The sequence below is a fragment of the Bacillus sp. AMCV2 genome (assembly GCF_056033925.1).
Map to the genome: position 1 here is coordinate 3973494 of NZ_JBVYIB010000002.1, position 13281 is coordinate 3986774.

Sequence of the window (13281 nt, forward strand, 5' to 3'; positions counted from 1 at the left end):
AAATATTGCAAGTTTTATACAACTGTAATATAGTTGTAATGTTAGTGAATGGTCACTTCACACTCAGCATATTTGCTGTTTTTAAAGCGATACGCACTGATTTTCTATTTAACGTGCCCTGATACTTTTTGACCTTTTTTTTCAGATCTTTAATGGTTTTTTCCTTTTTGGCATTTTCTAATGCCATCAGCGCTTCCCAGCGTTTCGCTGTTTCTGTGGAACTGCAGCCGCTAACTGTAGTCACAGGCGGAAGAAGCTTCGTGTTAGATAGTTTTTCGTCAAAAGGAACGGTATCAGGAATCGCTTTCTCTTTATAAATATGGTCTAATTCATTTTGATTCAAGAAGCTGATGAAATGGTCAAAGTTTTGCGCTTGCCGTTTCTCAGGCTGATGAAAATCAAGTGTTTCAATTAATTCTGACAGTTTTGTCTGATCGGTTATCTCATTTGCCATGACATGCGTTAATTGATGGTACTCAGCTAATTCACGCATTCTGGCATCTTTCGGAAGCAACAGGCTCGGTGTACCGGCAATCGTCGCTGCGATATTTCCATGCAGCCTTGCGCCAAAGCTCAAATCGGCTTTTCTCAGGAAATCCAGCCAAGTCGGCACATTTAAAAAGAATCGGACTCTATCATTCTGATAAGCCGGGTCTTCCATGCTGACCGGATAATTATCAGCAGGCTTCGCTAGCGCAGGCGCACCCGCATACGTCAGAATCATTTCTTTTCGCCATTGCGGGATAAAGTAATGATTCGGGAACTCTTTCATGCTTCTCGTAATGAAGTCCAGCACATGCTTTGGAGACAGCCTTGATGAGTTAACCGTCACCATTGATTCTGGTGTGATATTGGTTTCTCTTATCTTCAGTTCTCTGCCAAACGCATACATAGAAGGACACCCAATCACCGTATGGTCAATGCCTTCACGGAAGCCTAATCTGGAAAGGTATTTCGCTGTAATTTCACCGCGGACACCGATCATATTTGATCTCTCCAGCACAGCACTTACAAACGCCTTTACATCCTCATCAAAAGGAAAACCTTCATTTAATTTTGGCTCAAACGGAGCCCGCAAACCAACACCAATCACAACAACCGGAATGGTTAGTTTCTTAATTAATTGGGTATATTTCCGTAAAGAAGGCACGAAATCCTCGCGGAATGCATCTGCCAGCGGAATAATATACATATCATAATTTTTATTAATTTGTTCAGCATCCGCTGGATTAATCCGATAATAATCAGGAGTAATCGTCGTTCCTTCTGTCATCAGCGTGCGAAACACACTGTAGGCATATACTAGGTTTCCTACATTGCCGCCAATGGAGTTACGAACAATCATTTCAGCTGCATTAAATGTATCAAATGGTGATATGCCAGCTCTTATTAAAATGTTTTTCAATGTGATGTTGCCCCTTCCTCGCCAAATTTTTGTCAGGAGATTTGCTTAGGGAACTCTATCATGATCTTAAAATCTTCAGCCGGACACCCGCTTTCATCCCTTTTTACTCACAAACGCTCTCCCTTTCTTCCGTTCTAATATTAAATTATACAAAAAAGGATCTTACAGGTGAAATCATAACATAACAATCAGCGCTAGTAATCTATTCCCATTACTGGATATCGGGTCTGGTCATGCCAAAAACCCGAACCAGGCACTACGGTAAATGTGCTCGATTCGGGCCAGCTTCTTATAGTTCCTCGCCATTCGTTTGAATGACATTTTTGTACCACTCAAAGGAGTCTTTCTTATATCGTTTCATGGATCCGTTTCCTTCATTGTCACGATCAACATAGATCATGCCGTAGCGTTTTTTCATTTCGCCAGTTGTAAAGGAGACAATATCAATAATGCCCCACGGCGTGTAGCCAATTAAATCAACACCGTCGTACGTGACCGCTTTTTCCAATGCTTCAATATGCGATTTTAAATATTGAATGCGTTCCAGATCATGAACCTTTCCGTCCTCCTCCAGCGTATCCACTGCGCCAAAGCCATTTTCAACGATGAATAACGGGATTTGGTATCGGTCATAAAAACGATTTAATGTATATCTCAGCCCGGTTGGATCAATCGCCCATCCCCAGTCACTCGAAGTGATGTACGGATTTTCGACACCATTCGGCAAGCCGCCATTTACAATATCGCCAGTGTTATCATTTTTCACATCGCTTTTCACAGTTGTTGACATGTAATAGCTGAAGCCTAAGTAATCAACGGTTCCGTTTCTTAAAATCTCATCATCGCCTTCTTCGAATGTGATGTTGTAGCCTTCGCGTTCAAATTCCTTCAACGCGTAGCTTGGATAATAACCGCGAACCTGTACATCAGGGAAGAAATAGCGCTGCCTCATTTCTTCTTCAGCCAGCATCACATCTTCAGGATTGGAGGAGAAAGGATAAATCGGCACGTGTGATACCATAGCCCCGATTTTGAACTCTGGATTGATGTCTTTTCCTTTTGCCACTGCTAATGCGCTCGCCACTAATTCATGGTGCGCCGTTTGATACATGACCTCCTTGGCGTTTTCATTTTCTTCGACCACAACACCTGAATTCGTCCATAGGAACAACGGATTATTCACATCCATTTGGTTGTTGATCTCGTTAAATGTCATCCAGTACTTCACTTTCTCTTTGTAACGGGTAAAGCAGGCCTCTGCAAAGTTGACGAAGAAGTCCATGACTTTCCGGTTTCTGAAGCCGCCATATTCTCTTGCCAGGTGCAGCGGCATTTCAAAGTGAGACAGCGTAATGACTGGCTCGATCCCATGCTTCAGCAATTCATCAAACACATCATCATAAAACTGCAAACCCGCTTCGTTCGGTTCAGTCTCATCGCCTTTCGGAAAAATCCGGCTCCAGCCGATGGACGTCCGCAGACATTTTAATCCCATTTCCGCAAACAAAGCGATATCTTCCTTGTATCTGTGATAAAAATCAATGGCTTCATGGTTTGGATAAAATTCGTTTTCTTCAATCGTGTCAGTGATTTTTCTCGGTACGCCGTGCGCACCCGCTGTCATCACATCGACGACACTCGGCCCTTTACCGCCTTGATTCCATCCGCCTTCAAATTGGTGGGCAGCTAAAGCACCGCCCCATAAAAAATCCTTTGGCATGTTTCCCATGTTTAATTCCTCCTCAGCTTACGACTGTAAATATTTTTTGATGCAATGCACTTTCTTCAATCTCTTCAATCAGAATTTCCTGGTACGCATGTGAATTCGTGATGATGACAGGGGTAATCGTTGTTAACCCTTTCTCTTCAATGAAAGCTTTATCAAACTCAACAAGCACTTCACCTTTTTTGACGGCACGCCTTCTTTTACCTTCAAGGAAAAAGGCGTGCCGTTTAATGTCACTCTATCCAGCCCGATGTGCGCAAGCAATTCGACGCCGGACGCTGAACGCAGCTTTGTAGGCGCCACCATGACCATCGTAATAACGCCGGGATGGTGGCATCGATTTGACGATATCCTTCGCTTTAGGGGTAGACCGCTTCAGCACCAATCGAAGTCTGGTAGCGCAGCGAGAAGCCCCAATCACATTCTCTTCCCCGCCTACGGCCTCTAAAATGTCTTTTGCTAGTCTCGTATAATCTCTCACTTTCCCCGACATTTTCACCCACCCCTTTGTTTTAGTTGCGCTTTCATTATAATTGTACCGGTATAATTTATCAATGCCGAAACAAAATATTTACGCACTAACTATCATTGTAAGCAGTTTATGCTATAATTTTGACAAGTGAAACTAAACGAATAAATGAGGAATGCGTATGTTAAAATACCAGCAAATCGCAGCGGAAATTGAAACATATATAGAAGAACACCAGCTTCAGCAGGGAGACAAACTGCCAGTCCTAGAAACCCTCATGGCCCACTTTGAAGTCAGCAAAAGCACCATCACAAAGTCCCTCGAGCTATTAGAGCAAAAAGGCGCGATCTTTCAAGTCAGAGGAAGCGGCATTTTCGTCAGAAAACATAAACGAAAAGGCTATATCAGCCTTCTGTCGAATCAGGGATTTAAAAAAGACCTCGAGGATTTCAACGTCACCTCAAAAGTCATCGAACTAGACGTGAGAAAGCCAACACCTGAAGCGGCGGAAAACCTGAACATTGGAATGGACGAGGACATCTACTATGTCAAAAGGGTCCGCTACATCAACGGGCAGACCCTTTGCTACGAAGAGTCTTACTACAACAAATCGATCGTGACGTATTTAAACAACGAAATCGTCTCCCACTCCATCTTCCATTACATCCGGGAAGGACTGGGGTTGAAGATTGGTTTTTCTGATTTGTTTCTGCACGTGGACCAGCTTAATGAGGAGGAAGCGGAATATTTGGGATTAGAGGCTGGACTGCCGAAGCTGTATATAGAAAGTATTTTTCACCTGACAAATGGGCAGCCGTTTGATTACTCGAAGATTTCGTATAATTATGAGCAGTCGCAGTTTGTCGTACAGGCTAATAGTTTTTTATTATAGGGCTGCTTCACTACGGAAGGTGGTCGACATGTACAAAATCATTATCCCTGCAATTCTAGCCATCTTTGCGCTCTGGATACTCTTACAGATTTCACTAGAGATGAGCATCGTTAAGAATCCAATGAACTACTTTATCGTATTCATTATCTTTTTCCTCTTTATCAAGATGGTGAACGAAAAACAATAATAGTTTGGGCGATGCAAACAGAAAAACATCCTTCCATTAACAATCTCAGCCAGTCACATGCATTAATCTTGATGTTAATGATATATAGGTGCACATAAAAAGCTACTTCACAGTGAAGTAGCTTCCTCTATTAAATGCCCATTTTGATCCATCTAGTTTTAGAAAAGCGAAGGATAATCGCATTTATGATAATGATTGAAACTAAATACAAAATAATAAATAAAACATCATTACTCCCAAGTGTCATGTTATCAGATTGCAGCACTCTTTCTATTCGGGGATACATAGTGTTACCTGCCTCAAAAGGAGCAATGAAACCAAACGTTTTATTGCTTATAGCTACTAAGATAACAGAAGTCATCCAATAAACGATACTGACACCTATACTAATTAATATATTAGGACATAACATGCTTATAGTTCCGATAATTAGAATATACTGCAGTATAACTGCAGAAAATAAAAAAAGTAATAATGCAAAATGCGAAAAATCATGGTACATCAACGATATGATTAGCAGGCCTAGCGTTATAAATGCAAAACATTCTAAAAATAAAACAGCTATCTTTTTATAAAAGAAAGTATAGATGTTCTCTCCAATTAACTTGTAAAAGAGAATATTTTTGTTTGAATACTCTCTATTAATAAAGAAAGCTATAACAAATGAAAATAACATCAAACCAAACTGGGTCGCAACAGTATAGGAGCTAAAGAAAAACATTTCAGGTGTAACATTGCTGACTTTATCAATTCCAACAAGTAAAAAATAACCCAGCAAAAATAAAAATACAAACATTGCTCCTAAAATAATGATAACTTTGTTGCTAATACTCTTTTTAAACTCTAATTTCATCTCAAGCCCCCACTGTTTTATTACTCATTTATATACACTTCAATTAATTTATCCACTGAATGATATTGTTGAATTTCTTGGTGATTAAATATATAATAATCCCCTTCTATCACCTTTAAATCAGACAAATCATGTGTAATGTTGATGATAATCTTCTCGGGGTTCTCCTGAATATACTTGTTTAAGAAGCCATGAATCTCTATAACCGTTTTTTTGTCTAATGAATTCGTTATTTCATCTAAAACAATAATATTTTTATCCTCTAATAAGAAACTGAGCAATTTTAATTTTTGCTTTTGTCCATCACTCAAATTTTTGATCAGAACTTTTCCATCAATATTATCCAGATTAAGTAAATGTGCGATTTTATCTATCATTTCTGCATCAAATTTTTTACTCAAAAAGTGTAATAAAAAGTCCTTAGAAACATCATTAGGTATATTCGACGAGCTGGATATTAAAGAAACATTTTGACGAATATCTCTGCCGATTCTTTTGCTATTATTCAACAAAAAGTCTTTAGCAAGCTGTGATTTACCGACTCCATTTTTTCCGACAACGTGATTAATTTTCCCGCTCGAAAAATGCAAGTCGGTGTCCTGAAGTAACGTTTTGCCTTTCACTTTTAAAGTGTAATTTGCTATATTCATATACATACTCCTAGGAAATATTTGTATTTTCGAGGCACCTCTTTCGTTTCCGGTTTGGAACTGTAAGAAATGTTTTTCGATGATTAATCTGGATATCTTTTACTCTAGTTTACAATATATAACACTCAATGTACAACAACGGCAGTTTCCTCAAGGCAATTCCTTACAAGATAACTGACAAACAAGCTAAATAAATGGATCGTCAATACCATATCAATGCATATTGATAACAACAATAAGGAGGATACTGAACCTTTTAGCCTAAGCCCTTGACTAAATAACCTCCTCCGTAGATTATGCTGAAAGGTTTTTCAGCTCTAGCTGCCTTAATCTTTCACTCGTTTCAATTGTCTATAAAAGCAGTTATGCGGTACTATCATATAAAGGTCCAATGTTTAAAAATAATGTCATACTTTTAAATTCACCTTATCATGCACATGCTCATAAATAGGGGTTTATTCTAAAAAGGGGATGGACGGTTTTGGAAAGCAAGTACCTAGATCTACTCGCACAAAAATACGATTGTGAAGAAAAAGTGGTAACGGAAATCATTAATTTAAAAGCAATACTGAACCTGCCAAAAGGCACCGAGCATTTTGTCAGTGATCTGCACGGAGAGTATCAGGCATTCCAGCACGTGCTGCGTAATGGTTCAGGACGAGTCAAAGAGAAGATACGCGACATCTTCAGCGGTGTCATTTACGATAGAGAAATCGATCAATTAGCAGCATTGGTCTATTATCCGGAAGACAAACTGAAGTTAATCAAACATGACTTTGATGCGAAACCGGCATTAAACGAGTGGTATAAAGAAACGATAAATCGAATGATTAAGCTCGTTTCTTATTGCTCCTCCAAGTATACCCGCTCCAAACTGCGCAAAGCACTGCCTGCCCAGTTTGCTTATATTACGGAGGAGCTGTTATACAAAACAGAACAAGCTGGCAACAAGGAGCAATATTACTCTGAAATCATTGATCAGATCATTGAGCTTGGCCAAGCCGATAAGCTGATCACCGGCCTTGCTTACAGCGTTCAGCGGCTGGTGGTCGACCATCTGCATGTTGTCGGCGATATTTACGACCGCGGACCGCAGCCGGATAGAATTATGGAAGAACTGATCAACTATCATTCTGTCGATATTCAGTGGGGAAATCACGATGTCCTTTGGATCGGCGCCTATTCCGGTTCCAAAGTGTGCCTGGCCAATATTATCCGCATCTGTGCCCGCTACGACAACCTGGATATTATTGAAGACGTGTACGGCATCAACCTGAGACCGCTGCTAAACCTGGCCGAAAAATATTATGATGATAATCCAGCGTTCCGTCCAAAAGCAGACGACAACAGGCCAGAGGATGAGATTAAGCAAATCACAAAAATCCATCAAGCGATTGCCATGATCCAATTCAAGCTTGAGAGCCCGATTATCAAGAGACGGCCGAACTTTAATATGGAGGAACGGCTGTTATTAGAGAAAATAGATTATGACAAAAACGAAATCACGCTAAACGGAAAAACATATCAACTGGAAAACACCTGCTTTGCGACAATTAATCCGGAACAGCCAGACCAGCTATTAGAAGAAGAAGCAGAAGTCATAGACAAGCTGCTATTCTCTGTCCAGCATTCCGAAAAGCTGGGCCGCCATATGAATTTTATGATGAAAAAAGGCAGTCTTTATTTAAAATATAACGGCAACCTGTTAATCCATGGCTGTATTCCAGTTGATGAAAACGGCAATATGGAAACGATGATGATTGAGGATAAACCGTATGCGGGCCGTGAGCTGCTCGATGTATTTGAACGGTTCTTGCGAGAAGCCTTTGCCCATCCGGAAGAAACCGATGACCTGGCGACAGATATGGCTTGGTATTTATGGACAGGCGAATACTCCTCCCTCTTCGGAAAACGCGCCATGACGACATTTGAGCGATATTTCATTAAAGAAAAGGAAACACATAAAGAAAAGAAAAACCCGTATTACTATTTACGCGAAGACGAGGCAACCTGCCGAAACATCCTGGCAGAATTCGGCCTCAATCCAGATCATGGCCATATCATTAACGGCCATACACCCGTAAAAGAAATCGAAGGAGAAGACCCAATCAAAGCAAACGGAAAAATGATCGTCATCGACGGCGGCTTCTCCAAAGCCTACCAATCCACAACAGGCATCGCCGGCTACACGCTGCTATACAACTCCTACGGCATGCAGCTCGTCGCCCATAAACACTTCAACTCCAAGGCAGAAGTCCTAAGCACCGGAACCGACGTCTTAACGGTGAAACGATTAGTGGATAAGGAACTTGAGCGGAAGAAAGTGAAGGAAACGAATGTTGGTGAGGAGTTGTTGCAGGAAGTTGCTATTTTGGAGAGTTTGCGGGAGTATCGGTATATGAAGTGAGGGATGTGGGGGGTTCAGAGCTGACTTTCTCTGGGCTCTTTTTTATGGTTATTCAGTATATCATTTAACCCTACACCTTTTTAAAATCGTTAACAAGTCTGGTTATCTGCTCATTCATAAGTAAGTAAATAAAACCAATACAAATATTCACTAGAGATGAGCATCTTTAAGAAACCAATGAATCACTTTATCGTATTCATCTATCTTCTTTCTCTTTATTAAATGGTCAAAGAAAAACAAAAATAATATTTTATGAACAATAATGGGAAAATAAGTTTTTTATCCTGGTTTTATGTGTGCATTTATTTACTATTATAATTCCTTTGATAAAAGACCACAACATAATCAACAGAAAACCGAACCCTGACGACTATTTTGTCAAACCGGTCCCTACACAACACGGCCAAACCCTGCGCTTTGAAAAATTCTATTACAACTAACACATGGTAACGTAATAAACACCGAAAATGTTTTCCACTCTCTCTTTCATTAAAACATCCGGGGCGGAATATTTGGGTTGGAGGCTGGGTTTGCGAAGCTATATAGATTTTTCTTCTGACTAATAGGATGTCGTTTGATTTCCAGAAAATCTCATGTAATTGTGAGCGGTCTCATTTGGTTGTACACGCATTGATTTTAAATACATCAATTATTTAGATGATACAACTTTTGCTATGGATGAGGTTGTGGAGGATCGAAGAAGCGATTCCGGGTGAAAAGGACCAAGAATAAATTCTTGGTCTTTTATGATATTGAAGGTAGAATTGTCGGTAACATGTAAGATTAAACTTGTTAGTATAATTTATTCCGTTAGTGCACTCTTATTCAAGATATAATACTAGCGATCCTTAAAAAATCTTATTAAATTGTTGAAATATAAAAATTAGAGATAATGTCAGAAACACCTGCGAGTAACAAAACCAGTATTTAATAAATTTTGGCGAATCTCTCTTGATAAATAACTTCCTTAGAGATTTAGAAAATTTTCTTATAATCCTTTGTACTTTACTAGCATTTTGCCCATGCAGATAAATGCTGATAGCATACCGCTTGGTGAATTAACTTCAAATTTATAACTCCTGAAAAAGTTGTAATACTCTTCTTATTAACGAATTTTTGGATTAAAACCTTATTTAATATTAAATTACTTGATACTCTAGTTAATTTTTCTTGATCTTTTACTCACAATTTCAGCAATTCTTTAGCTTCAACTTCAACACTAAATCCCGTTCTCTTCAACTTAAAAATCAGATCCTCAGAAAAGTCTTTTACCTTAGACTTATCAATAAAAATAGTTAAATTGCTTTTTGCTCTTGAGCAACCAACATAAAAAAGTCTATACGCAGACAGAACTCCGTACACCGTACTTTCTTTAAAACATTTTTTAATGTTTGTAACATTAGGTTTTAGAAGGTATTTATTATAAAGATCTTCACACAGATCTTTAAATATCCAATTATCCTCGAAATGTTTGCATAATTTTCCCACTCTCGTTTTTAGATAAGTTGCATGTGTGTCATACCTTTCTTTATTCAAATCTGATATTTTACATTCTAAATGGGCGATTGTATCTTCAATCCACTTTTTATAATCATAATAAAAGGATTCTAGAGAATCTAACGATAGTTCTGTAATAGACCACAGTTTTAAGAATTTATACATATGAACCACTGGTGTTCTAAAAGAATCCTCTGCAATGAAGAAAACAGTATTATGACTCTCTCCTTTTACACCGTGCTGCGTTGAAACCTTCGGATCCTTCAAATAATTTGAAAGTGCTTTGAAATCGTTTAATGTAACTGCTAACACTCCAATATATTCATCAGCTATATTATCTATATAGCTCTCTTTAATAACTTTAGATCCTCTTAATAAAGTTAAAAATTCATTTATTGAGCTTGCTTTCTGATAAAAATCATATATTTTTTTTAATAGATTGTTTAAATTAACTTTATCCTGATGTCTAGTAATTGTACCAATTTTAGTATCAAATATCTTTTGATTTGCTTTGAAGGTTTGAATTATACTGCCAAGATTAAAATTCTTATAATAACTTAGAACTTTTTCTACTATAAAAAGCAACTTTAAAAGAGGATCTTTATTTTCATTAGTATTATCAGATAAGACGTCAATAGCATTTAATTGGTTTACTTGTGAATATCTATCCAACCTATTAAATTGTCTGTACAATTCTCCTGCGCCTATCGAATCGAATCTTTGTTGATTTAATAAAAATAACAACAAAGCATTCGGATAAATTAAATGTTCCCTTTTTAGCCTTTTTTGTATGTTATCACACACTACTACTCTTGGTGGATGGTCTGGTTTATTAACACGGTTTCTGTCAGATGAGATTTGTTTAAATTCCTTATCATTATATATATTATTTAATATAGAAACGATATCTGGTATTGACCGGTGATTAGTATCTAATTTAATATCAGTATTTAGAGTTTTTAATTCTTCTTCAAACGATCCATCATAGTTTTTATATATTTGTTGCATCTTGTCGCCAAGAAAATAGAGTTTTGAGCTAGTATTTAGTCCTGCTTTATAAAACATTTTTAATACACTGGAAGCAGAGTCTTGGTACTCATCTATAAAAATCAATTGATACTTTTGAGTTAATCTCTTCTTAATCTTCGGAAACTTTTCGAATACCTTTTCTGCAAATAAGATCAAACTATCGTGAGACAAACCTCCCTTGTAAAGATGATTGTTTGAAGATTCATTATAATAAATAGTACTTATATTAGCTTTTATCGCTTCTATTGATAAACAACCATACTTATCGATATACTCCTTGTTTCTAGCTGATACATGTTCTTTCTCTTCCTTGTTCTCGATACTCTCTCTGATTGAATCCCCAAATATCTCAATATATAGATGTATTATTTCATTCTTACAAAAATAAATCCTTAAAAATTTATGTAAAAATGAATGAATTGTACTTATGTGAATCCCTTCTTCATTTAATCCCTTTTTAAGCTCTTCTGCAGCTCTCTTCGTATAAGTAATACAAAGTATATTATCCAGTGGATATTTTATCTTATGACTTACAATCATTGATGAAGCGGCGCACGAAAAACGCGAAAGCGTTTCACGATAAATGCGAAAACTAGAGAACGGACAATGAGAGGCTCGGTTAATATCGGTTTGCATAACTGAACGAAGTACAGGACATATTAAATATAGGAATTTGTTATTTCAGTCTTAAGTAATTTGAGGTTAATCTAATTATAAAACCTGACTCTTCTTCCTCATGTTCACTTAGTACAGTTAAATCAAAGGAGAGTTCATATGATTGATCAAAAAAAGTGACTATCTTATCCAAATCAATTAAAAGTTGATTAGAAAAATCTTTGTAAACTAGCAATAAATCTATATCATTTGGGGATCTATTCTCATTGAGAATTGACCCAAATAAATATACACTTTTAAATAACTCAAACAATTCTATATGATGCAGGATTTTCTGAATGACAAAATCTTTTGTGTTAAATGCCATCAATGTATTTATAAAATTTATCCATTGTTAGTAACGTTACTTTCATTTCTTTTGCTAGTTCGTATGCTTCCCCTGAAATACAACACTCACCATTCCAATTATGTAAGTTTAAAACCACACATTTTTCCTCTGGACATAGTTGTTGTAATTTAACTTTACTTAAGCAATACTCATAAATAAAAACTATCTTTACACCATTTACTGTAATTTCTTTTAGATTGTCTATCTCTAAAAAATCAAAATTTAAACCTCTTGATTTTATAACTTTTAGAGCATAATTTAAACTTTCAAATCGAACATTAACTTTCCTAAAACATTTGCTATCATAGTATATTTGCCTTAACCTTGGAGTATCATTTAGATAAATTTTTTCAGAACTACTGTCTTTTTTAACCTGTATATATGGATTATCAATGCCTAAAACAATAGATTCAAATTCCCCCTTATTCAGCAATACTGCTATTAAACTCTCAATAGACTCTACAGATGGTATAAAGTCTTTCTGTAAAGGTTTTATTCCAAACAAAGAATTAATCTCAGTCGGAAATAATACATGTCTTATTTTTTCTTTACTTATTCGAGTAGCTTCAAATTCATCAATATGAAGCATAAATTTTTGTACTATTGCTAAGTTTGAGTAGCTTTCCTGAGAATGCTTTTGAATCAACTTAGTATTGTGTTTTAAAATTTTTCTTAGTATTCTATTATTTGATAAAATCTCACCTTCAAAAATGTCCCACAATCCCCTTTGGTCTTCTGAATAATAGTTTTCAAAGATTGCTTGATTATGTAGTAACAATGGAACTACTTCACTTTTTAAATCCTCAAAAGTATCATACTCTTTACTAAAAAAACGCTCAAACTCAGCCTTGCGTATTTTTTTCCATTTTTCAACATCATCTGCACTGAATGCATTGTTTTTATCAAAGTTTGTATGACAATTTGGGCATAAAATAATTAAATTTTCATACGAGTTGTCTTTAGTATCACAATACGGAATTATATGAGCCTTTTCCATTATGTCGCCACTATCTTTAAATAATTCTACTTTACAGTCTGGATTCATACATCTCCCCATAGATTCAGCATATATCCTTCTTTCAACCTGAGTACTTATCTTTCTGCTCACCTCGTTCATCTCCTTTAAAACCATCACTTTAGTCTCTCTTACTTTGACTGTATTC

At 36.9% G+C, this 13281-nt stretch carries 9 protein-coding genes and 2 pseudogenes; 3 read left to right on the top strand and 8 right to left on the bottom strand.

All coding sequences use genetic code 11. The features are described 5' to 3' along the window. Nucleotides 1-52: 52 nt before the first annotated feature. From AC0OMA_RS20415 to AC0OMA_RS20430, 4 genes and pseudogenes are all read right to left on the bottom strand, one after another. Nucleotides 53-1405, bottom strand: a complete 1353-nt coding sequence (locus tag AC0OMA_RS20415; protein WP_251217839.1) for a polysaccharide pyruvyl transferase family protein — start codon at nucleotides 1403-1405, stop codon at nucleotides 53-55. Nucleotides 1406-1694: 289 nt separating this feature from the next. Next, nucleotides 1695-3134 (bottom strand): 6-phospho-beta-glucosidase BglA, encoded by a 1440-nt coding sequence (bglA, locus tag AC0OMA_RS20420; protein ID WP_474222396.1) that lies wholly within the window; start codon nucleotides 3132-3134, stop codon nucleotides 1695-1697. 13 nt (nucleotides 3135-3147) lie between these two features. Further along, nucleotides 3148-3443: pseudogene (locus tag AC0OMA_RS20425) on the bottom strand (PTS glucose transporter subunit IIA). 19 nt (nucleotides 3444-3462) lie between these two features. Continuing rightward, a pseudogene (locus AC0OMA_RS20430) lies at nucleotides 3463-3624 on the bottom strand (PTS transporter subunit EIIB); the annotation flags it as partial. A gap of 157 nt (nucleotides 3625-3781) precedes the next feature. On the opposite strand from AC0OMA_RS20430, the gene AC0OMA_RS20435 reads away from it, so the two are divergent. Both AC0OMA_RS20435 and AC0OMA_RS20440 read left to right on the top strand, forming a co-directional pair. Beyond that, on the top strand, nucleotides 3782-4492 hold the full coding sequence (locus AC0OMA_RS20435) for a GntR family transcriptional regulator (RefSeq protein WP_474222397.1): 711 nt from the start codon (nucleotides 3782-3784) through the stop codon (nucleotides 4490-4492). Between the two features lie 28 nt (nucleotides 4493-4520). Beyond that, on the top strand, nucleotides 4521-4679 hold the full coding sequence (locus AC0OMA_RS20440; RefSeq protein ID WP_047183476.1) for a hypothetical protein: 159 nt from the start codon (nucleotides 4521-4523) through the stop codon (nucleotides 4677-4679). A gap of 130 nt (nucleotides 4680-4809) precedes the next feature. On the opposite strand, the gene AC0OMA_RS20445 is transcribed toward AC0OMA_RS20440, so the two are convergent. Both AC0OMA_RS20445 and AC0OMA_RS20450 read right to left on the bottom strand, forming a co-directional pair. Beyond that, nucleotides 4810-5532: a peptide ABC transporter permease gene (locus AC0OMA_RS20445; RefSeq protein WP_014478516.1), complete on the bottom strand. Its 723-nt coding sequence runs from the start codon at nucleotides 5530-5532 to the stop codon at nucleotides 4810-4812. A 20-nt stretch (nucleotides 5533-5552) separates the two neighbouring features. Continuing rightward, nucleotides 5553-6182: an ATP-binding cassette domain-containing protein gene (locus AC0OMA_RS20450; RefSeq protein ID WP_069486659.1), complete on the bottom strand. Its 630-nt coding sequence runs from the start codon at nucleotides 6180-6182 to the stop codon at nucleotides 5553-5555. Between the two features lie 481 nt (nucleotides 6183-6663). Here AC0OMA_RS20450 and fbp point away from each other — a divergent pair, with 481 nt between their 5' ends. After that, nucleotides 6664-8589 (top strand): fructose-1,6-bisphosphatase, encoded by a 1926-nt coding sequence (gene fbp, locus AC0OMA_RS20455; RefSeq protein ID WP_474222398.1) that lies wholly within the window; start codon nucleotides 6664-6666, stop codon nucleotides 8587-8589. A gap of 1182 nt (nucleotides 8590-9771) precedes the next feature. On the opposite strand, the gene AC0OMA_RS20460 is transcribed toward fbp, so the two are convergent. Together AC0OMA_RS20460 and AC0OMA_RS20465 are read right to left on the bottom strand one after the other, a co-directional pair. Beyond that, nucleotides 9772-11655 (bottom strand): UvrD-helicase domain-containing protein, encoded by a 1884-nt coding sequence (locus AC0OMA_RS20460; RefSeq protein WP_474222399.1) that lies wholly within the window; start codon nucleotides 11653-11655, stop codon nucleotides 9772-9774. Nucleotides 11656-12086: 431 nt separating this feature from the next. After that, nucleotides 12087-13235 (bottom strand): HNH endonuclease signature motif containing protein, encoded by a 1149-nt coding sequence (locus AC0OMA_RS20465; protein WP_214289427.1) that lies wholly within the window; start codon nucleotides 13233-13235, stop codon nucleotides 12087-12089. Nucleotides 13236-13281 lie beyond the last annotated feature (46 nt).

Coding starts and splice junctions, on each gene's coding strand:
- AC0OMA_RS20465 (WP_214289427.1), bottom strand. CDS start 13,235: ATGAACGAGGTGAGCAGAAAGATAAGTACTCAGGTTGAAAGAAGGATA.
- AC0OMA_RS20450 (WP_069486659.1), bottom strand. CDS start 6,182: ATGAATATAGCAAATTACACTTTAAAAGTGAAAGGCAAAACGTTACTT.
- AC0OMA_RS20460 (WP_474222399.1), bottom strand. CDS start 11,655: ATGATTGTAAGTCATAAGATAAAATATCCACTGGATAATATACTTTGT.
- AC0OMA_RS20435 (WP_474222397.1), top strand. CDS start 3,782: ATGTTAAAATACCAGCAAATCGCAGCGGAAATTGAAACATATATAGAA.
- bglA (WP_474222396.1), bottom strand. CDS start 3,134: ATGGGAAACATGCCAAAGGATTTTTTATGGGGCGGTGCTTTAGCTGCC.
- AC0OMA_RS20440 (WP_047183476.1), top strand. CDS start 4,521: ATGTACAAAATCATTATCCCTGCAATTCTAGCCATCTTTGCGCTCTGG.
- AC0OMA_RS20445 (WP_014478516.1), bottom strand. CDS start 5,532: ATGAAATTAGAGTTTAAAAAGAGTATTAGCAACAAAGTTATCATTATT.